The 20002-nt window shown below is 38.5% G+C and carries 19 protein-coding genes; 7 read left to right on the top strand and 12 right to left on the bottom strand.

Annotated features, from left to right (window positions below):
• Positions 1-11: 11 nt before the first annotated feature.
• Together HMPREF1128_RS08850 and arcC are read left to right on the top strand one after the other, a co-directional pair.
• Positions 12-1016, top strand: coding sequence for an ornithine carbamoyltransferase (locus tag HMPREF1128_RS08850; protein ID WP_007526502.1), 1005 nt, complete (start codon positions 12-14; stop codon positions 1014-1016).
• 104 nt (positions 1017-1120) lie between these two features.
• Positions 1121-2068 (top strand): carbamate kinase, encoded by a 948-nt coding sequence (gene arcC / locus HMPREF1128_RS08845; protein WP_007526559.1) that lies wholly within the window; start codon positions 1121-1123, stop codon positions 2066-2068.
• Between the two features lie 44 nt (positions 2069-2112).
• Here the strand turns inward: arcC and panF are convergent, their stop codons facing one another.
• Genes panF through metJ form a run of 3 tightly spaced genes read right to left on the bottom strand, consistent with a single transcriptional unit; the run spans position 2113 to position 4122 of the window.
• A complete protein-coding gene (gene panF / locus HMPREF1128_RS08840) occupies positions 2113-3546 on the bottom strand; it encodes a sodium/pantothenate symporter (protein WP_007526552.1) in 1434 nt (477 codons plus the stop codon).
• Positions 3536-3769, bottom strand: coding sequence for a YhdT family protein (locus HMPREF1128_RS08835; RefSeq protein WP_007526521.1), 234 nt, complete (start codon positions 3767-3769; stop codon positions 3536-3538). Before HMPREF1128_RS08835 ends, panF begins: the two co-directional genes overlap by 11 nt.
• A 35-nt stretch (positions 3770-3804) precedes the next feature.
• On the bottom strand, positions 3805-4122 hold the full coding sequence (gene metJ / locus HMPREF1128_RS08830) for a met regulon transcriptional regulator MetJ (protein WP_007526571.1): 318 nt from the start codon (positions 4120-4122) through the stop codon (positions 3805-3807).
• Positions 4123-4263: 141 nt separating this feature from the next.
• On the opposite strand from metJ, the gene HMPREF1128_RS08825 reads away from it, so the two are divergent.
• Positions 4264-5016: an MlaA family lipoprotein gene (locus tag HMPREF1128_RS08825; protein ID WP_007526530.1), complete on the top strand. Its 753-nt coding sequence runs from the start codon at positions 4264-4266 to the stop codon at positions 5014-5016.
• 72 nt (positions 5017-5088) lie between these two features.
• On the opposite strand, the gene map is transcribed toward HMPREF1128_RS08825, so the two are convergent.
• From map to thiP, 4 genes are all read right to left on the bottom strand, one after another.
• Positions 5089-5895: a type I methionyl aminopeptidase gene (gene map, locus HMPREF1128_RS08820; protein ID WP_007526519.1), complete on the bottom strand. Its 807-nt coding sequence runs from the start codon at positions 5893-5895 to the stop codon at positions 5089-5091.
• A 78-nt stretch (positions 5896-5973) separates the two neighbouring features.
• Positions 5974-7398 (bottom strand): sucrose-specific PTS transporter subunit IIBC, encoded by a 1425-nt coding sequence (locus tag HMPREF1128_RS08815; RefSeq protein ID WP_007526550.1) that lies wholly within the window; start codon positions 7396-7398, stop codon positions 5974-5976.
• 134 nt (positions 7399-7532) lie between these two features.
• A complete protein-coding gene (gene thiQ, locus HMPREF1128_RS08810) occupies positions 7533-8171 on the bottom strand; it encodes a thiamine ABC transporter ATP-binding protein (protein ID WP_007526555.1) in 639 nt (212 codons plus the stop codon).
• Positions 8168-9748, bottom strand: a complete 1581-nt coding sequence (gene thiP / locus HMPREF1128_RS08805) for a thiamine/thiamine pyrophosphate ABC transporter permease (RefSeq protein ID WP_007526528.1) — start codon at positions 9746-9748, stop codon at positions 8168-8170. The genes thiQ and thiP overlap by 4 nt, the downstream gene beginning before the upstream one ends.
• Positions 9749-10025: 277 nt before the next feature.
• On the opposite strand from thiP, the gene HMPREF1128_RS08800 reads away from it, so the two are divergent.
• The 4 genes from HMPREF1128_RS08800 to srmB all read left to right on the top strand — a co-directional run bounded on the left by HMPREF1128_RS08800 (position 10026) and on the right by srmB (position 14119).
• Complete coding sequence (locus HMPREF1128_RS08800) at positions 10026-10286, top strand: HPr family phosphocarrier protein (protein ID WP_007526498.1); 261 nt, start codon at positions 10026-10028, stop codon at positions 10284-10286.
• Positions 10287-10352: 66 nt separating this feature from the next.
• Positions 10353-12074 (top strand): phosphoenolpyruvate-protein phosphotransferase PtsI, encoded by a 1722-nt coding sequence (ptsI, locus tag HMPREF1128_RS08795; RefSeq protein WP_007526523.1) that lies wholly within the window; start codon positions 10353-10355, stop codon positions 12072-12074.
• 79 nt (positions 12075-12153) lie between these two features.
• The gene (gene crr, locus HMPREF1128_RS08790; protein WP_007526497.1) at positions 12154-12654 is read left to right on the top strand and encodes a PTS glucose transporter subunit IIA; all 501 of its coding nucleotides are present in this window, start codon (positions 12154-12156) and stop codon (positions 12652-12654) included.
• A 127-nt stretch (positions 12655-12781) separates the two neighbouring features.
• Positions 12782-14119, top strand: a complete 1338-nt coding sequence (gene srmB, locus HMPREF1128_RS08785; protein ID WP_007526508.1) for an ATP-dependent RNA helicase SrmB — start codon at positions 12782-12784, stop codon at positions 14117-14119.
• 130 nt (positions 14120-14249) lie between these two features.
• On the opposite strand, the gene HMPREF1128_RS10400 is transcribed toward srmB, so the two are convergent.
• From HMPREF1128_RS10400 to HMPREF1128_RS08760, 5 genes are all read right to left on the bottom strand, one after another.
• Complete coding sequence (locus HMPREF1128_RS10400; protein WP_231287870.1) at positions 14250-14588, bottom strand: hypothetical protein; 339 nt, start codon at positions 14586-14588, stop codon at positions 14250-14252.
• A 484-nt stretch (positions 14589-15072) separates the two neighbouring features.
• Complete coding sequence (gene qatD, locus HMPREF1128_RS08775) at positions 15073-15804, bottom strand: Qat anti-phage system TatD family nuclease QatD (protein ID WP_007526504.1); 732 nt, start codon at positions 15802-15804, stop codon at positions 15073-15075.
• Complete coding sequence (gene qatC, locus HMPREF1128_RS08770; protein WP_007526500.1) at positions 15801-17117, bottom strand: Qat anti-phage system QueC-like protein QatC; 1317 nt, start codon at positions 17115-17117, stop codon at positions 15801-15803. The genes qatD and qatC overlap by 4 nt, the downstream gene beginning before the upstream one ends.
• Positions 17117-17857 carry a hypothetical protein gene (locus HMPREF1128_RS08765; protein ID WP_007526534.1) on the bottom strand — a complete coding sequence of 247 codons (741 nt, stop codon included), beginning with the start codon at positions 17855-17857 and terminating at the stop codon, positions 17117-17119. The genes qatC and HMPREF1128_RS08765 overlap by 1 nt, the downstream gene beginning before the upstream one ends.
• 3 nt (positions 17858-17860) lie before the next feature.
• Positions 17861-19627, bottom strand: coding sequence for a KAP family P-loop NTPase fold protein (locus HMPREF1128_RS08760; protein ID WP_007526536.1), 1767 nt, complete (start codon positions 19625-19627; stop codon positions 17861-17863).
• Between the last annotated feature and the right edge of the window lie 375 nt (positions 19628-20002).

The following is a 20002-nucleotide window of genomic DNA, read 5'->3' as shown; positions in this document are numbered from 1 at the left end:
GGAGTTAAATCATGGCATTCAATTTAAAAAACAGACATTTATTGAGTCTTGTTAATCATACTGAACGTGAAATCAAATTCTTATTAGACCTTGCAAGCGATCTGAAACGCGCCAAATACGCCGGCACGGAACAGCCATTATTAAAAGGCAAAAACATTGCTTTAATTTTTGAGAAGACCTCAACCCGTACCCGTTGTGCTTTTGAAGTGGCTGCTTACGATCAAGGCGCGCATGTGACCTATATTGATCCAACTTCATCACAAATCGGGCATAAAGAATCAATGAAAGACACCGCTCGCGTATTAGGCAGAATGTACGATGCCATCCAATACCGTGGTTTTAAACAATCTGTCGTAAACGAATTAGCAGAATATGCTGGCGTGCCCGTTTTTAATGGCTTAACAGACGAATTCCACCCAACACAAATGTTAGCAGACGTTTTAACTATGATGGAAAACAGTGAGAAGCCATTAAGTCAAATTAGCTACGTTTACATTGGGGATGCGCGTAACAATATGGGTAATTCCTTGCTGCTTATTGGCGCAAAATTAGGCATGGATGTGCGTATCTGTGCACCCAAAGCACTCTTACCTGAAGAATCATTAGTGGCAATGTGTCAAAAATTTGCAGAAGCATCTGGGGCTCGTATTACCGTTACTGAAGATATTGATACCGCCGTTAAAGGTGTAGATTTCGTGCATACCGATGTTTGGGTGTCAATGGGCGAGCCACTAGAAGCTTGGGGCAAGCGAATCGATCTGCTCATGCCATATCAAGTGACACCTGAATTGATGAAACGCACTGGTAACCCAAAAGTGAAATTCATGCACTGTTTACCTGCTTTCCACAATAGCGAAACGAAAGTCGGGAAAGAAATTGCAGCCCTCTATCCTGCTTTAGCAAATGGGATTGAAGTGACTGAAGATGTGTTTGAATCACCAATGAATGTGGCATTCGAGCAAGCAGAAAACCGTATGCACACCATTAAAGCAGTTATGGTTGCAAGCCTTGCTTAACCGCCATGACATTGTTCACGCGTACGCAAAACTTTCGCAAAATCTGACCGCTTGCGTGCGCGGACTTTTCAATAAAAACCAGAGATAAGCATTAAGGAGCCAAAATGAGAATCGTCGTTGCACTAGGTGGAAACGCACTACTAAAACGGGGCGAGCCAATGACCGCCCAGAATCAATCTGCCAATATTCGTTTAGCCGCAGAACAGCTGGCAAAAGTCAAACCCAAGAACGAACTGATTATCTCTCATGGCAACGGTCCGCAAGTTGGATTATTAGCGCTTCAACACGCAGCTTATTATGCACAAGATAACAAAATCGAACCCTATCCATTAGATGTACTGGTTTCACAAACTGTCGGCATGATTGGCTATATGTTACAACAAGAGCTTACTAACTTGCTTACAGAGACACCGACTCAAACGTTAGTTACCCAAGTTATTGTTGATGAACACGATCCTGCCTTTTCCAAACCAAGCAAACCGATTGGGCAAGTTTATACTCAAGCAGAAGCTGAAAAATTAGCCGCAGAAAAAAGCTGGACGGTGATGCCAGATGGGCAATATTATCGTCGTGCCGTACCAAGCCCGAAACCACAAGATGTGACAGGCATAAATGCCGTGAAAGCATTATTAGCTCAAGATCACATTGTCATTTGCGGTGGTGGTGGCGGTGTACCTTGTGTGAAAAATGCACAAGGGCAATTAACCGGTGTAGAAGCGGTAGTGGATAAAGATCTTGCAACGGCCGTCATTGCTAATCAGCTTGATGCCGATTTATTTATTATCGCCACCGATGTGAATGCCGCTTGTGTAAACTTCCAAAAAGAAGGGGAACGCAAAATTGCTAAAGCCAATCCTGCTGCTCTTGAAGCATTAAGCGCAGAATTTGCAGCTGGTTCTATGGGACCAAAAGTACAAGCTGTGATTAACTTTGTGAAAGCGACAGGTAAAGACGCTGCGATTGGTTCACTGTCAGACATTGAAGACATTGTGGCTGGAAAAGCGGGAACACGAGTGAGTTTATCAGTAGATGAAGTGGTCTTTTATGAATAAGTGATAAAAAAGTGCGTGGATTTAAATCCACGCACTTTTTTGCTTTACAAGCGGTCGTTTTTACCAAACAAATTACCAATTAAAAAGGCAATTAAACTTAACAATACCGCTAGCACAATCGCATGGAAACCAAACGGACTAAGTTTAAACGTGTGAATGATGATATAGCTACTTAATCCCACCACCATAGAGCTTAACGCACCTATTGCATTTGCCTTTTTCCAATAAACGCCTAGCACAATTACCCACAAGAAAGTCGATTCTAAACCGCCTAATGAAAGCAAGTTCAGCCAAATCAGCATGTCTGGCGGATCAAATGCCGCGACCACGAGCAATACGGTAATGAGTAACGTGGTGATAGTTGAAAAACGTTTTAATTTCGCTTCCTCATGCACCGCCTCTGGCTTCCAAGCCAAATATAAATCTTTAATGAGCGTAGAAGATGATTGAATCAATAAAGAGTCAATACTAGACATAATCGCGGCAATCGGTGCAGCTAAGAAGATACCCGCAGCCATTGGCGGAAGCACTTGTAACATCAATGTTGGAATCACTTGATCTGGCACTTTTAAATCTGGTACGACTGCTCGCCCTAACACGCCAGCAAGATGCATGCCTAATACCAAAATAAACACTGCAGCAGTACCAATCACTAAAGCTTGATGTAGTGAGCGGCTGTTTTTATAAGCCATGCCACGCACAGCTAATTGCGGTAAACCAACCAATGCAAAACAAACCAACACCCAAAATGACGTCATGTAAGTAAAATCTAATGGGCGCTCATCAATCCCGTAAGGCTCAAGCAGCTGCGGATTGATTTTTTCTAAAGTTTCCATCGCAGGTGTGATGCCATCTAATGCATAAATAACGCCACCCAATAGCAAGAGCGTTCCAATTACCATCACCATGCCTTGAATGGTGTCGGTTAATACAACGGCACGGAAACCACCAATGAAGGTATAAATCCCTACAGTAAGCGCGAAAATTAAAATTGCGCTCTGGTAAGAAATCCCAAACGTGGTTTCAAACAGTCGACCCGCACCGATAAATTGTACGGTCATCATCGCAAAGAAAGAGAGAATTAGGGCAAGGCTGGCAAACCAAACAATCCATTTATTTTGGTAACGAGCGAATAATAAATCATTAACCGTAACTGCCTGATAACGACGCGCTAACAAAGCGAATTTTTTACCTAAGCCGCCTAACGCTAATAACACAGCTGGCACTTGAATCATAGCAAGCAGTACCCAGCCTAAACCATATTTATAAGCAGCCCCAGGCCCGCCAATAAAAGAACTAGCACTTAAGTAAGTGGCTGCTGTGGTCATTGCTAGCACAAAGCCAGACATCGAGCGATTACCAACGAAATACTCTGATAAAAAGCTGCCGCTTGCTCGTTGACGATAAGCGTAATACGCCACACTAAAAACAAAAAATAGGTAGGCAATCAGCGGTATTAACATTTCACTATTTTTCATCTGACTGCTCCAAATCAATCTCTTGATAAATGTTTTTGACCACTAGATAAACCAAAAGGGTAAAAATCAGTGGCAAGAATAAACAGGAGAGTTCAAACCAAATGGGAAAGCCGAATACTCCCTTCCCTTTTGGGGAAAAATAAGCAAAGCCGACCCAGCCTAACAGATAAATAAGCGATAAAATGAATGCCCAACGGGCTTCACGATTTAATTGATAGTGCATAATTAATTGCCTCGACATGAAAAGAAAATCGAAAGTTAGTATTCCCAGTTATCGGGATCTATCCCTAACTCTCGCATTTTTAGTTTTGCCTCTTCAGGAATCTCATTACTGCGCTCTTTGAGTAAATCTTCATCGGTGGGTAACGGTTGGCCTGTAAAGGCATGGAGAAAGGCTTCGCATAGCAACTCACTATTTGTTGCATGGCGAAGGTTTTTGATCTGACGGCGAGTGCGCTCGTTGGTTAAGATCTCTAATACTTTAATCGGAATAGAGACCGTAATCTTTTTCACTTGTTCGCTTTTTTTGCCATGTTCCGCGTACGGGCTGACATATTCACCGTTCCAATCAGTCATATTTGAATCCTAATGCATACAAAAAATGCGCCTATTTTAATCAAAAGCAATCTAGACGTCTAGATTTCTCTTTACCATTGTTTACTTGTAATTTGTCGATTGTTAGCTAGAATGGCAACAAATTTGTTTAAGGAATCTTCTATGAAATTAAAAGCTATTTTATTAGCCGTCAGTGTAATGGGTTTAAGTGCGTGTTCTTCCTCTATCGATCCTGCAACGGGCGAACGTAAAGATCCACTTGAAGGCTTTAACCGCGCAATGTGGAAAGTAAACTACGAATATATCGATCCTTATGTCTTAAAACCTGTCGCAACAGGCTGGCGTGATTATGTGCCAAGCCCTATCAAAACAGGTCTAGTCAATGTTGCAAATAACTTAGATGAGCCAGCTAGTTTCGTAAATCGTTTATTAGAAGGTGAAGGCCAAAAAGCAATGGTGCATTTAAACCGTTTCTGGATTAACTCTATTTTCGGTTTAGGCGGTTTAATTGACTGGGCAAGCAAAACACCAGATTTAAAATTAGAAAACGGCGAGCGTGAATTTGGCGATACCATGGGCAAATATGGCGTTGGTACAGGCGCTTATGTGGTTGTGCCAGGCTATGGTTCAACTACTCCGCGCCAAGCGGTGGGTAAAGTGGTGGACTCCTCATATCCAGTCTTATCACTGCTTACCACACCATGGGCCATTGCGAAATTTGCAGTGCAAGGTGTAGATACACGTGCAAACTTGTTAGATCAAGATGCATTACTGCAACAATCTTCAGACTCCTATACGATGTTTAGAGAAGCCTACTTCCAAAACCTAGAGTTTAAAGTCAATGATGGTAAAGTCACTGAACCGAATGACGGAAAAGAAACACTATCTGAAGAAGAATTAAAAAATATCGACTAATTTTAATGCTACAAGCGGTTTAATTCGCAATATTTTTTGCAAATTAAACCGCTTGTTATTTATCAAGCCAAACTAGCTATTTTTCATAAAGCGACTAATACGTCCTGAAGCAATTTCTTCATCTCTAATTGTCATAACCTCACAGCCCTCTTTCGTCACGACAATTTGGTGCTCAAATTGTGCTGAATGGCTGCGGTCTTTGGTTTTTACTGTCCAACCATCCGGCATATTACGAATCTCTTTTTTACCCGCATTCACCATTGGCTCAATCGTAAAGACCATCCCTTCTTTTAGCACAACACCGCCATCATCTGAATTATAGTGTAACACCTGTGGATCACAGTGGAATTCAGTGCCAATGCCATGTCCGCAATATTCACGAACTACTGAAAAACCCTCTTTTTCGACATATTTTTGAATGGCTTTTCCAATCTCTTTTAAGCGAATACCCGGTTTTACCGTGCGTAAGCCGATATACAGTGATTCTAGCGTGACATCCACTAAACGCTGGCTACGAATATTCGTTTCACCAACCACATACATCATTGAGTTATCACCGAAATAACCATCTTTAATGACAGTCACATCAATATTCAAAATATCGCCATTTTTAAGTATTTTGTCCATACTTGGAATACCGTGGCAAACCACTTCATTGACCGAAATACAAGTCGCATTCGGAAAGCCGTGATAACCCAAGCACGCTGGAATCACTTTTTGCTCATTAACCATATAATCATGGCAAATTTTATCTAATTCCCCTGTGCTAACACCCTCTTTCACATAAGGGGCAATCATCACTAATACATCAGAAGCCAATTTGCAGGCTTCGCGGATTTTCTCAATTTCTTGTTCGTTTCTTAATGGAATTTGGCTCATAACACGCTCTTAAACTTTAAAAAATAAAGGGGATTATACCTTTTTTCGGCATAATCCCCAAACTGATTCAAAAGTTAATTATTTTTGTTTTGCTTGTGCACGTTTGCCTAATACAACAGACACAGAGAATGCCACGGCAAATGAAATCACCATGCCAATAGCGTACATCGCTAAACTATCTGGTTTGATAGATGGAATACCTAAGAAACCTGCTGCACCTAATGCAATTGCTTTTACGTTAAATGCTGCAATGAAAGCACTCGCTAAACCTGAACCAATCATCGCGGCAATAAATGCATGACGATAACGTAAGTTCACCCCGAACATAGCTGGTTCAGTAATCCCTAATAATGCAGAGATACCAGATGGAATCGCTAAACCGCGAACTTTAGCATCTTTCATCGTAAACGCCACACCTAAACAAGCTGCACCTTGTGCAATATTAGACATTGCAGCAATTGGGAAGATGAAAGTACCGCCCGTATTCGCTACATCTGCTAATAATTGGGTTTCAACGGCAATAAAGGTTTGGTGCATACCAGTAATAACGATTGGCGCATAGAATGCCCCGAAGATACCACCACCAATAAAGCCTAATGTGTCATATAACCAAGTTAACCCTTGAGAAATTAAGCTACCCGCTTCACGACCAACTGGGCCAATCACGGTAAAGGCTAAGAAACCCGCAATGAATAATGAGAACATCGGGGTAACAAGGTTATCTAAATAAGACGGCACAAATTTACGGAAACCTTTTTCAAGTGTAGCGAGTACCCATGCAGACACAATCGTTGGAATCACGGTGCCTTGGTAGCCCACTTTTTCAATTTCTAAACCAAATACGTTCCAATAGGTAATTTTGCCTTCCATTAAGGTTTTCGCATAGTTCCAACCATCTGCTAATGCAGGGTGAACTAAAAGCATTCCTAATGCCGCACCTAAGAATGGATTTCCACCGAATTTCCGAGTAGCTGAGAAGCCAAGCAATACTGGTAAGAATACGAACGGTGCGTTAGCAATTGTGTTAATAAAATCAACTAAATCCGAAACACCTGGATATTTGGTTACAACTGAATGTCCTTCCCAGAAAAAGCCGATGGAGGTCAACATTGAGTGAATACCCATCAGCAAACCGCCTGCAACGATTGCAGGAATAATTGGAACGAAAATATCTGCAAGCCCTTTCACAATGCGTTGTAAAAGAGGTTGATTTGCAGCGCCAGCAGCCGCTACTTCCGCTGTACTCATATCACCAATACCCATCTGTTTTTGCATCTCAGCATGGACTTTGTTTACCGTGCCTGAACCAAAAATAATTTGGTATTGGCCACTCGTTGAGAATTGACCTTTTACGCCTTCGATATTTTCGATGGCTTCTTTATCCACTTTCGATTCATCAGCTAAGGTTAAACGTAAACGGGTGGCGCAGTGAGCAAGGGTAGTAATATTTTCTTTACCACCTAACTTTGCAATGGTTTGTTCCGCAATTTTTGGGAAGTTCATAAATCACCTCTATAAAGGATTACATAAATGATAAAAAGTAATGGCGCCATTCTAACTAAAACGGTTTAGCAAACAAAGTAAAAAAAACCTGAAATTCAACTGTTTTATGAATTTTGTGATATAGATCACATTTTCTAATCAGATAACGGAAAAACTTGTCCTTCTCGAATTTCCACTACCCGTGTAAACAAGTTTTTCGTTTCTTCTAATTGGTGAGTTACCATTAAAAGTGTTAGGTTTCGCTCAATACAAATCTCTAAAATAAACTGTTGTAATTCATGACGGCGAATAGGATCAAGCGCAGAAAAAGGTTCATCTAAGAGTAAAATAGGTTTATCGCGTAGCAACGTTCTTGCCAAAGCAACACGTTGTTTCTGCCCGCCAGAAAGCTGATCGGCACGACGACTGAGCAATGGCTCAATACCCATTTTTTCAGCAATTTCTCTTACTTGTTGCTGTTGGGTAGCATTTAGCGATAAGCTTGGCGCTAGCGCTAAACCAATGTTTTGCGCCACCGTTAAATGAGGAAAAAGGTTATTATCTTGAAACAACATTGAAACGGGTCGATCAGCAGGTTGAGTTTGCGTATGATCGCAATCATTTAGCAAAATCTGACCGCTTGCAGGCGTTTCAAAGCCCGCGATCAAATTTAATAACGTACTTTTCCCTGCCCCACTTTCACCAATAATTGCTAGCCTTTCCCCTTGTTCAACTTGAAGAACAAAGTGCATCGGGCTATTTTCATAGTTAAAAATCAGATCTAAATCAATCATATATAACCTTTTTTATTTTTCATTAGTACCCAGAACGGAAGTGCAGAAATGGCCATTAACACAACTGCTGTGACTGCTGCATCTTCCATTCGATAACTGCCAAGTTGTTGATAAAGCAAGTAAGGCAGCGAACTAAAATCTGGACTACCAAAAAAAGCGATAACCGCAAAACTGCCAAGACTTGAAGACATTGCCAATGCAAAAGCATTCAACAATGGACGAACAAGATAATTTTTCTCAACAATCCACCAACGTCGGAAACCACTTAAACCGAGACTTTTCGCTAATTTATCTTGGCGAGTCAGCGTTTGCCAAAGTGCATCAAAAATCATACTGTAAATATAAGGTAGCGTAACAATACCATTACACACACCAACTAGTAACAATAGCTGAAACGTCGAAAGTTCGCTATTTTGAAAGAAGAAATAAAGCCCAACCGAAAGCAAAAAAATCGGAAAAATAAGTGGATAGACGACTGTACTCGCTAGAAATGCATGGCGAATAAATTGCTTTTGATAATAAAAATGACGAGCGGCTAACGCGACAGAATAAGCAACACAAACAGCAACAATAGCAGCAATAAATCCAAGCATTAAAGAATAAGCCGTTGCCTGCCATAACATTGGATTTTGTAAACGTTCCATTAAATGCGAAACACTAATGCCTTCCCAAATGACGCTGCATAGCGGAACAAGTAAAGCAAAACCAAACGTCCAAAGTATGATTTGTAAACCACGTTTTTCTAAATTAGATAACTGCGGTATCCAACTTTCAACATCTGGTGTTAAAACGATTTTTTCTTGTTTTGGCGTTACCATATTGAGCAATATTTTCAAAACTACCGCTACAACAACTTGAACTGCAATTAACATCACTGCTTTTGCAAAATCAAATTCAAAATTGACCGCTTGGAAAATGGCAACTTCAAATGTGCTATATTTAGGCCCACCGCCCAACATTAACACTATTGGAAAACTGGTAAAGCAGATTAGAAAAATCGTCATAAAGCCAAAAGGTATTCTCTTTTTCAAGATTGGCCATTCTACCAATTTAAAACGTTGCCAGCCTGTGATGTTCAGTTGCGCTGCTAATTTATGTTGGCTATTAGGTATCAGCTTTAAAAGAGCATAACTATATAACATCCCATATGGGATATTAAAAAAGCAATGTGCGAGTAAGATCCCCACTAAACCATAAAGCGAAAACTGCCACTCTAAGCCTAAAAAGCTGAAAATTTGTGCAAGCCAACCTGAATTTCCCCAGACACCAATCACGGCAAAAATAACAATGAGCGATGGAAGTGTCCAAATGAAGGAAAAAGTTTTAAGTAAAAAATATTTACCTTTAAAGTTTAAATAGAAAAATGCACGCCCTAAACACAATCCGAAAATGGTAGAAAGAAGTGCGGATAATCCAGCTTGTAAGATGCTATATTTCAGAATGGTAAATGCATCCGTCCAAGACCAAAAGGTTTCGTCTCGGCGGTGCAAGATAAGTTGCCAGAAGCTGAAGCTATATAAAAAAACTAAGCCTAAATAGCATCCCCAAGCGGGAGCTGAAACAAAAAATCGACGCATAAATTCCTCAAAATAATAAGCGGTCTGATTTTAGCATTTTTTTGCAAATTTACTCATTTACAGAGTTTACAAAATTGTAAATTTTATACAGTAGGTTTTGTTAAATTTTCGGTTTTATCCATAAATGTTCTTAAAACAACCTGATTTAGATCATTATTTATACCGTTCTTTTATTTTTATTCGTGAATTTATATCCATTTTGTAGTAAAGTGAAAAAGATTAGGTGTTAGAGGCTAACTCTTTCCAGTTTTAACTTTACACAATAAGGGGAAATCCTATGTCATACGCTAAAGATGTTGTTATTACCGCACCAAGTGGCTTACATACTCGTCCAGCAGCTGAATTTGTAAAAGCAGCAAAACAATTTGCTTCGGACATTACAGTCACTTCTGGCGGTAAAAGTGCGAGTGCGAAAAGTTTATTCAAACTGCAAACATTAGGCCTAACACAAGGTACAAATATTACCATTACTGCTGAAGGCGAAGATGAGCAAAAAGCGGTTGATTTCTTAGTAGATTTAATCCCTACATTAGAATAATCGAATTTTCTATGGCAAGTTTCGGCTTGCCATAGTTTTTCATTCCAACAACAAAAGGATCTTATTATGGTTACAGGTATCGCAGCTTCCCCAGGGGTAGTTTTCGGTAAAGCATTAGTTTTAAAAGAAGAGCCTATCGTCCTTAACACCCAAAAAATTTCAGCTGACCAAATTGATGCTGAAGTTGCTAAATTCTATGCTGGTCGTGAAAAAACCGCAGCACAACTCAATTCTATTCATGAAAAAGCGCTACGTACGCTAGGCGCTGAAAAAGCCGCTATCTTTGAAGGTCATCTAATGATCTTAGAAGACGAAGAGTTAGAAGAAGAAATTCTCGCTTATCTTAAAGAAAACCTTGTTACTGCTGATGTTGCAACAAACAAGATTATCGACCAACAAGTTGCCGTATTATCTGAAATTGATGATGAATACTTAAAAGAGCGTGCTGGTGATATTCGCGATATCGGTAACCGTTTATTACGCAACATTTTAGGCATGCATATCGTTGATTTAGGCGATATTCAAGAAGAGTCTATTCTTGTTGCTTATGATCTAACTCCATCTGAAACCGCACAATTAAACTTAGACAAAGTATTAGGTTTTATTACTGATATTGGTGGACGTACTTCGCATACCTCAATTATGGCGCGTTCATTAGAACTACCGGCAATTGTGGGGACTAACGATATCACAACTCATGTCAAAACAGGTGACTTAGTCATTTTAGATGCCATTAGCAACCAAATTCATATCAATCCGTCTGAAACTGAAATTGCAGCTTTCAAAGCACAGCAAGAAAAATTAGCAGCAGAAAAAGCAGAATTAGCAAAATTAAAAGAGCTGCCTGCTGAAACCTTAGATGGACACCGTATTGAAGTGGCCGGTAACATCGGGACTATTCGTGATGTCGATGGCGTGTTACGCAATGGTGGTGAATCTGTCGGCTTATACCGTACTGAATTCCTCTTTATGGATCGCGCTTCATTACCAGGTGAAGAAGAACAATTTGAAGCTTATAAAGAAATCGTTGAAGCGATGGAAGGCAAACAAGTTGTTCTTCGTACCATGGATATTGGTGGGGATAAAGAATTACCATACCTTGATTTACCAAAAGAGATGAACCCATTCTTAGGCTGGCGTGCAGTGCGTATTGGTTTAACTCGCCGTGAAATTTTAGACACACAATTACGTGCAGTACTTCGTGCTTCTGCTTTTGGTAAATTAGCGGTAATGTTCCCGATGATTATCTCAGTAGAAGAAATTCGTGAATTAAAATCTATCGTAGCCGAATTAAAAGCACAACTTCGCGCAGAAGGTCATGCCTTTGATGAAAACTTACAATTAGGTGTAATGGTTGAAACCCCATCAGCGGCAGTGAATGCGCGTCATCTTGCTAAAGAAGTTGATTTCTTTAGTATCGGTACCAACGACTTAACGCAATATACCCTTGCCGTTGACCGTGGCAATGAAATCATTGCTCACTTATATAATCCATTAACCCCATCTGTGTTGAATTTAATCAAACAAGTTATTGATGCTTCTCACGCTGAAGGTAAATGGACTGGTATGTGTGGTGAATTAGCCGGTGATGTCCGCGCTACCGCATTGCTACTGGGTATGGGCTTAGATGAATTCAGTATGAGTGCAATTTCTGTACCACACGTAAAAAAACTCGCTCGTTCAATCAGCTATGCAGACGCAAAAGCTTTAGCAGATGAAGCCTTAGCACAACCAACTGCAGCAGATATTGAACGTTTAGTTAATGATTTTTACGCAAAACTTAGCTAATTATTGATAATTTAGCATACAAAAACAGAATTCTCGTATAAAATAGAAGGGAATTTTGTTCTTACAAACGGAGAATTTTATGGGCTTTTTAAGCAAAATCTTTGGTTCAAAACAAAAAGAATCAAAAGAAATTCAAATCTTTTCACCACTTTCAGGTGAAATTGTAAACATTGAAGATGTGCCTGATGTGGTTTTCTCTGAGAAGATTGTGGGTGATGGCGTGGCTATTAACCCAAATGGCGATACTATCGTTGCACCAGTAAATGGTACCATCGGTAAAATTTTCGAGACCAATCACGCATTCTCTATCGAATCAGAAGACGGTGTAGAATTATTCGTTCACTTCGGTATTGATACCGTTGAATTAAAAGGCGAAGGTTTTACGCGTATCGCTGAAGAAGGTCAAAGTGTTAAAGTTGGTGACCCAGTTATCAAATTTGACTTAGAAACCTTAAGAGCAAAAGCAAAATCTGTATTAACGCCGGTTGTGATTTCAAACATGGACGAAATTAGCAACCTTAACAAAAAAACTGGCGAAGTTGTTGCTGGTGAAAGCGTAGTATTAACTTTAAATAAATAATACATAAACGAGAAAGAAAGGCTAAGCATCGACTTAGCCTTTCTTATTTGGGCGGTTCTTTGATTATGCTATAATTTGCAAAACCGTAATAAAATTAAACCGCTTGTAGCGTAGCATCAGGAATTATATGACCTCAGAAAATGCGATTCTTACTTTTGAAGAACTCGACCTCTCTCCCCAATTATTAAAAGCTTTGGCACAAAAAGGCTACAAACGCCCCACTTCTGTGCAAGAGCAAACTATTCCTTACGCCCTAGATGGCAGAGATTTATTAGGCTCCGCGCCTACAGGAACAGGAAAAACCGCAGCATTTTTACTACCGGCAATTCAACACTTGCTTGACTACCCGCGCCGTAAACCCGGTGCACCCCGTATTTTAATCCTAACCCCAACCCGTGAACTCGCTATGCAAGTTGCGGAAGAAGCCCAATCTTTCGCCCAATTTACCAAACTAAGCATTGCGACGATTACAGGTGGTGTGGCTTACCAAAACCACGGCGAAGTATTTAACAGCAACCAAGACATCGTTGTCGCAACACCAGGGCGTTTAATGCAATATATCAAAGAAGAAAACTTTGATTGCCGTGCGGTAGAAATTCTGATTTTTGATGAAGCAGACCGTATGCTGCAAATGGGCTTTGGGCAAGATGCGGAAAAAATTGCTGCAGAAACCCGTTGGCGCAAACATACTTGGTTATTCTCTGCTACGCTTGAAGGTGAATTATTGACTGATTTTGCTGAGCGTCTATTACAAGATCCTGTACAAATTGAAGCAGAACCAAGTCGCCGTGAGCGCAAAAAAATCCATCAATGGTATTATCATGCCGATAATCTAGAACATAAAACCAAATTACTGGCGCGTTTGATTCCTAGTTTAGAGATGGAAAAAGTGATTGTTTTTGTTCGCCGCCGTGAAGATGTCCGTGAGCTTAGTGAAACACTACGCAAAAGAGGGTTACGCTCAACCTATTTAGAAGGCGATATGGCGCAAACCCAGCGAAACCAAGCAATTAACCGCTTAAAAGAAGGTGTGGTTAACGTATTGGTCGCAACCGACGTTGCCGCTCGAGGCATTGATATTGACGATGTTGATTATGTGATTAACTTCGACCTACCTTATAGTGCTGATACTTACCTACACCGTATCGGACGCACTGCGCGTGCTGGGAAAAAGGGTTCTGCAATTTCGTTAGTAGAAGCACACGACTACAAACTACTTGGTAAAATCAAACGCTATACTGAAGAAGCATTGAAATCACGCGTGGTAGAAGGTTTAGAGCCACGCACTAAAGCACCGAAAGATGGCGAACTGAATATCACCAGCAAAAAAGAAAAAGCGCGCATTAAAAAACGCAAAGAAGCAAAAAAAGAAGCCTCAAAGGCGAAAGTAAAAGTGCGTCATAAAGATACCAAAAACATTGGTAAACGCCGTAAACCTGCGGCAGAAGTAGCGCAAAACAGCTAATGACAAGCAGTCGTATTTTTGCAAAAAATTGCGGTATTATGTAACATTTGTACAAAGGTTTAATTTATTGGCATAGTAGACAAAACTGTTGCTAATGTTTATTTTTCAAAATATTAGCAACTCTTTTTATTTAAAAAACCTTTATAAATATAACTTTTCGTTTTTTCGTTAATCCATTATGTTCATTTAATTGAAACTTTTGATATTTAAATAATCCTTCTAACCTATTTATCATATTTTCGATATTTATTTCAGTATTCTTTTCAAAAGTAAATAAATAATTTATATAATACTTCAAACTTACATAAGCCGCTCTTATATTTCTATATTTATAATAAAAATAACCTTTTTCATTCTCTTTATCACTTCGTTCTTTTAAAAAATTCTCATGTTTTATAAACCAAGGATACAAACAACGATAAAAGTCATTTCTTGAACTTTTTACCAATGATTTCGCAATTATTTTCAATTCTTAACCCACTTGTGACCGATGTTTTTCCTTAATTTTCGCATCACAATCGCGACCATATGAAACTGACACATCTGCACTGGAGTATCAAATAGTTCTTTCATTAGACCGCCCCTACCATCACAAGTAATTAATTGAATTAAATAGGGCTTAATACCTTGTATTATAAGGCTTTAAGCCACTTTTTAGTGGCTATTTTGTCTACTATGCCAATTTGTTATTTCTGCTACATTTTCTTACCTTTTATTTAGAAAAAGTAAAAATTGATCTGCCCTAAAAAGTTGTTGGACTAAGCTTCCAACTTTTCGGAACAGATCATAAAATTTAGGATTTTTCAAAAAATGTTTAATTGTTAAATTAAACCATTAGGGATGGTATATCCTAATGGTTCTGGTTAAGTTTAAAAATAAAAGATATTATAAAAGATCAAGATTATTTGAGAAAATGGAAAATTTTTATGGAAGATATAAGGAGAAGTTGTGCTTTATATATATTTTGAAACTAAGCTAAAGAGATTTTTTTTCAATATATTCTCAGCTTCTGAAATATTCATCCCCCAAATATCTGCCAATATTGCAATGGCAATATTGGCATCCCAGGGTAGTAAAGCTTGTGTTTTAAAATTCCCAAAAGGTCCATCAGTTTCAACCAATATTTTTTCCATCGGCATAAGTTGGGTCAACTCATACCCCTTTTTACTGCTTAACATTGCAGGTCCTACAGAAAAATAGCAGCCTATTTCAATCGCTCGTTTTAGTTGTTGTTTTGTGCCTGAAAACCAATGAAGGATTGGTAAATTACCATTTACTTGGATTAATTCATCTAGTACAGCATGTGCACTCATCCTAGAATGTATGCTTAATATTTTTCCTCCAGATTTTGCTGAGCTTCTTAAAATATGGCGAAAAACCTTTAATTGGGTTTCCCAATGTGTTTTAAACTCTTTTCCGCCATCCAAACCAATTTCACCCACATAGCGAGTTTGGTTTAATAATGCATCAAACAAATCTAACTCCTGCCAACGTTCGTGAGCCAGTTGGGGATGCAATCCCAAGGCAGTACGAATACGAGGGCAGTCTTTTGCTAATAAACTTGTTCCGTACCACGCTTTTGGTGTAGTTGTAACAGATAAGACATAAATATTTTCATCTTTACATCGTTTTGCAACGTATTGTGGATTAGTATATAAATCCAAATGGCAATGCATATCCATCATAATATTTGGTTCACCATTAAAAGTTTTTCCACTTCATCCAATCCATTCATAAGAACATTTGCAAACTGATTTAATTGTTGAGTCGGTAGTGAGCCACTTTGTAAAACCCATTGATTCATATTACGATGATTTTTTTGATGAATAGCGTTAATTAAAGCAAATAAATCATCTTTCCTATCTCGATTTGTCAAAATTTGTCGAATATCATTGAATTCATATCCAGCATCATGCGTGATACCAGCATAATGCAATGACGCTCTGCGAATCAAGCATGGAACACAAACCCCGCATTGTTGATTTTTGCGTTTCCAATGACTACACGAAACAGTATCAGGGATAATTTGCTGTAATAATGGTAAATTTTTGCATTCTGCTATCATTTGCCCTTTGGTTTTAAATTGATAAGGATTTTTTAAAGTGAAAGGAATATTGACTGCAGTGAATAATTTTTGTATTTCTTGGATAAAATAAGGGTGAGTGGTACGGGTACTTAAAGTACCTACTCTGCGTACTGTTAAAGGTGCATTGATTGAGATTACCCCATTTTCAGGTACGAAAATATCAATCTCTTTTTGCACCACATCCTGTAATGCATAAGCTGATACAATAGCAAATGCTAAGAAATTCAAACTTCTGGTTCGCATTGTGATTTCAGTAGCCCTACCATTATTTAAATGGGGCTGTGCAATCGCATTAAATTGAGAAAATTGATTGATATAACCATTTTGGTTAAGTTGCTGAATAATCGCTTGTTGACGTGATTTATCACCTTTATAAGAATGACTAACCAAAACAGGTGAGTGCCCCTGTTCCAATAAATCAATTGCCCCAATCGATGAATCCAAACCACCTGAAAATAAACAAACACAGTCTTTATTTCTTAAATCTACTAACTTGGTTCTACCATTTTGTGAATAAGGTTGTGTAGGATTCTGCCCGTTTTCTTGAAAATCAAATTGCCAAATATCACCACTTAAAAAGTGTAAAATGTGTTCTAAATGAACTTTGTTTGCTTGCCAAATAGCTGGCTGGCACAATGGTAAAGTAATAGAAAAGGAACGGCACCAGCCATTTGCGGTATCTTTTCGCAAAACAAAAGTATCTGCCGCCGTTACTGCCATAGCAATGGTTAGAAAATCCATTACTTGGTTATTAAGTCTAATGCCTAATCTTCTCACCCTATCTAAAACCATATTACCGATATGGGCAATTTGTAGATTTTTATTACCCATTCCATATAAATGAACAGGTATTGTTCCATTTTGTAGGTTATTTAATTGATTGATATCGTGATGAAAAACCAATTGAGTCATCAATAATCCTCCCATTCTTCCCAAATTTCCAAAATAGCTTGGTTTTGAATTTCTTGCATTTGTTCAATTGTTAACTGGCAAACATCATCCGTAAATTTAGGGGCAAGCTTAATATCTACTACTTCACGAATGAGTTGCCGTAAATCATTTTCCGCTTTGGCAATTTGCACAGGATCATCGCCTTTCTTCCAAGCCTTACCGGCATCGTGTGCAATTTGCAGAAAAATACTTTCGGTTAAATAACAAATCATCATTTTACCAATGACTTCAGTGGTAATGCTATTTTCATCAAAAGTTGTCATTCCTTCCAATGCTTCTGATAAAGCAATATTCATTGCAGAACGAATTTTGTCTGAATCACCGTGATGACCAGACAAAAGTTGAGTAATTTGGTTGATGACTAGATCACAAGGCTGACCATTTAAACTATGTAAATTAACCGAATATTGTTGCTGCTGGCTGCCTGAAAAAATACCAAATAAACCCGAGCCTGCTTGGGTAATTTTCCCCAATTTTTGGACAGCTATATACTTACCACCACTGGCTTTTCGTGCATAATGCCCAAGTGCTTTACGGACATCATCACGTCCACCGCTTCGTACAGCCCTACCGATTGCCTGACGCAATCCCTTTAATCTCTGTGGGTCTGGTGTTTGTAACGATGTCTGACTATCATCAACCCAAGAGGGTAATAGAGGCGAACGACCATTTGGCCCTACGCTAGATTGTGAAGTGCCCATTGCTTACTCCTTGTACCAAGTTTCACTTTTTAATCTTTTGTTCAACCACGGATAGTTAATGTCTTTATTTTTCAATTCAGCAATAAAGCGAGCTAAAATTTTTGCACCGTCTTCTGAATTTGCCGCTAGCAAACAAGCCCCCATAAAACCATCTGGGCTTTTATCCCAATTATCCAGTTTTCTTAATTGTTCAATCAATGCTTCCATAACGGAGATTTGTTCATCAATTGTTAATCCCTGAATAGCGTTCTGAGTATTTTGTGAGCCTGTTCTTGATGTGGTTGTAAGTAAAATGTTTAAAGCATCTTGGGCTTTTTGAGAAAGTTGAGCGGTATAAGTATTTAGCGGTATGGTTTCTCTGGATAAATAGATCGCCGCGCGCAAATCAACATTGGATAATTTTGGCTCTAACTTTGCCCATTCTTTGATAAATGTTTGAATGGGCTTATTTTCAGAGAGTTTTGATAAATTTTGCTCATTGTGATTTTCCAGCTCTTTTAATAATTCAGGTTTACCCTCTTCTTCATTAATACGTTGATAAAAATTTGTTACCACATCAGAATCCACACATCGCTCAAAAATCACCAATTTGGTAATAATCGCTTCCTCTAACGGTATTTGACGCTTGTTTGCGATTTTGGCACGCATTTTAATAGTATTTAAAATACGTTTTACAATTCTAGGATTACCGTGAATATTAGGTGAATTTGCTAATAGAGGAGCTATTCTGTTTGCTCTTTCAAAATCTGACAAGAGAGCTCGATTATCTTGCTCTTCAATAGTTTTGGCTACTTGTTCTGGATTTAAGGATTGATCTTGCCAAGATTGTTGCAAATGAGTTTCTAAAAATTGGCGTAAGTTTGCTAATTTTTCGGGTAGCACTTTTTGATGAATAGCATACAGCATATACAAATACGCACGAATTTCAAGAACACCTGCTTTAGGTACACGAATAGGAATCTGAATGAGCTTGTCCAAATAATCAATTTGATGACGATACGACAAATCTTTGTAATGTTCGGCAACTGAATGGCGGATCATTTCCTCGTCAGCTGCGATAATAAAAGCTGTACGATTTAAGAATAAGAATAAACGAATGGCTTCTAATGTTTGAATAGCATTAGCAGGCAGGCAACGGTCAAGGTTATCAATCACAATAACCAACTTTTTACCTAAACTCTGTAATATCTCACCATATTCTTTTCTAAACTCATCGATTTGTTGTGGTGGGGTTTGCTGTTTTTTGGGGTTGATAAGTTTTCTTCCTGAATCAACAATTTCTTTTCCTATTTCTATAACTTGCTTACTTTCCGTTTCATCTTGAATTCCATCCAAGGCATTTTGAGCCGTTCCAAATATTTTGGAAACTAAACCAAAAGTAGGAAAACCTGCAGCTAAAGCAGCCCCCTCCGCAAGAAAACCAGCCAAACGTAGACCATTAATTCTGACTAATAAATTTTGGGATTTTTTCAAGATGGTTTCTTCATCTTTGGCAGCTTGAATCAAATGGTTTGCAATCGTCTCCAAAAGAGCCGTTCTGGCATCATCAAATCCTTGATAAAGCCAAGCATCAAATTTAATCACAATCCATTCATCAGGTTCGATTTGTTGCTCAATCAAATTTAATAGAGAAGATTTACCTGCACCCCAATTACCAAAAATACCTATTGAAACGGGGAGCATAGCTTCAGTTTCTAAGATTTCAGTAACAATTTGGGATACTTCACCAAAATTGAGATAGTCTTCTTTAGATTCAGTATCTGACCACATTTAATTACCCTCATTTATAAAATATAAGCATATATTTTAATACACTTTCAATAAAGATTTGAAATATTTTTATGATGTTCCAGTACGTGGCAAGTTAGAAGAGGAAAAATGAGAAGATTAAGAAACTATAATCAATAAGTGTAAAAACTGTATAATCAAACTTAGTAATACTTCTTATAGAGTTAAATGTGGCCAATGCTAATTTATGCTACTATGCGATTTACCAATTTATCATACGTTCGATGACTATATGGATATCTGTTAACTATCTAAGCACATTGTGTAAAAAATAAAATCTGAAATTTGGTCTTTTCCTGCTTTATTTTTAATATCTTTAAGTTGAAAAGATAAATATTAAATTTATTACTTTCAAAA

This window comes from Haemophilus sputorum HK 2154 (assembly GCF_000287615.1).
GTDB classification, from domain to species: Bacteria; Pseudomonadota; Gammaproteobacteria; order Enterobacterales; family Pasteurellaceae; genus Haemophilus_A; species Haemophilus_A sputorum.
The sequence above is the reverse complement of the archived record's forward strand: the minus strand, read 5'-3'. Positions and strand labels throughout refer to the sequence as shown.

What these genes read in the sequence shown, in the direction of transcription:
- HMPREF1128_RS08835 (WP_007526521.1), bottom strand. Translation starts at nt 3,769, where the DNA reads ATGCACTATCAATTAAATCGTGAAGCCCGTTGGGCATTCATTTTATCG.
- HMPREF1128_RS08825 (WP_007526530.1), top strand. Translation starts at nt 4,264, where the DNA reads ATGAAATTAAAAGCTATTTTATTAGCCGTCAGTGTAATGGGTTTAAGT.
- crr (WP_007526497.1), top strand. Translation starts at nt 12,154, where the DNA reads ATGGGCTTTTTAAGCAAAATCTTTGGTTCAAAACAAAAAGAATCAAAA.
- map (WP_007526519.1), bottom strand. Translation starts at nt 5,895, where the DNA reads ATGAGCCAAATTCCATTAAGAAACGAACAAGAAATTGAGAAAATCCGC.
- HMPREF1128_RS08760 (WP_007526536.1), bottom strand. Translation starts at nt 19,627, where the DNA reads ATGTGGTCAGATACTGAATCTAAAGAAGACTATCTCAATTTTGGTGAA.
- arcC (WP_007526559.1), top strand. Translation starts at nt 1,121, where the DNA reads ATGAGAATCGTCGTTGCACTAGGTGGAAACGCACTACTAAAACGGGGC.
- srmB (WP_007526508.1), top strand. Translation starts at nt 12,782, where the DNA reads ATGACCTCAGAAAATGCGATTCTTACTTTTGAAGAACTCGACCTCTCT.
- thiQ (WP_007526555.1), bottom strand. Translation starts at nt 8,171, where the DNA reads ATGATTGATTTAGATCTGATTTTTAACTATGAAAATAGCCCGATGCAC.
- qatD (WP_007526504.1), bottom strand. Translation starts at nt 15,804, where the DNA reads ATGATGGATATGCATTGCCATTTGGATTTATATACTAATCCACAATAC.
- qatC (WP_007526500.1), bottom strand. Translation starts at nt 17,117, where the DNA reads ATGACTCAATTGGTTTTTCATCACGATATCAATCAATTAAATAACCTA.
- HMPREF1128_RS08800 (WP_007526498.1), top strand. Translation starts at nt 10,026, where the DNA reads ATGTCATACGCTAAAGATGTTGTTATTACCGCACCAAGTGGCTTACAT.
- panF (WP_007526552.1), bottom strand. Translation starts at nt 3,546, where the DNA reads ATGAAAAATAGTGAAATGTTAATACCGCTGATTGCCTACCTATTTTTT.
- thiP (WP_007526528.1), bottom strand. Translation starts at nt 9,748, where the DNA reads ATGCGTCGATTTTTTGTTTCAGCTCCCGCTTGGGGATGCTATTTAGGC.
- metJ (WP_007526571.1), bottom strand. Translation starts at nt 4,122, where the DNA reads ATGACTGATTGGAACGGTGAATATGTCAGCCCGTACGCGGAACATGGC.
- HMPREF1128_RS08850 (WP_007526502.1), top strand. Translation starts at nt 12, where the DNA reads ATGGCATTCAATTTAAAAAACAGACATTTATTGAGTCTTGTTAATCAT.
- HMPREF1128_RS08765 (WP_007526534.1), bottom strand. Translation starts at nt 17,857, where the DNA reads ATGGGCACTTCACAATCTAGCGTAGGGCCAAATGGTCGTTCGCCTCTA.
- ptsI (WP_007526523.1), top strand. Translation starts at nt 10,353, where the DNA reads ATGGTTACAGGTATCGCAGCTTCCCCAGGGGTAGTTTTCGGTAAAGCA.
- HMPREF1128_RS08815 (WP_007526550.1), bottom strand. Translation starts at nt 7,398, where the DNA reads ATGAACTTCCCAAAAATTGCGGAACAAACCATTGCAAAGTTAGGTGGT.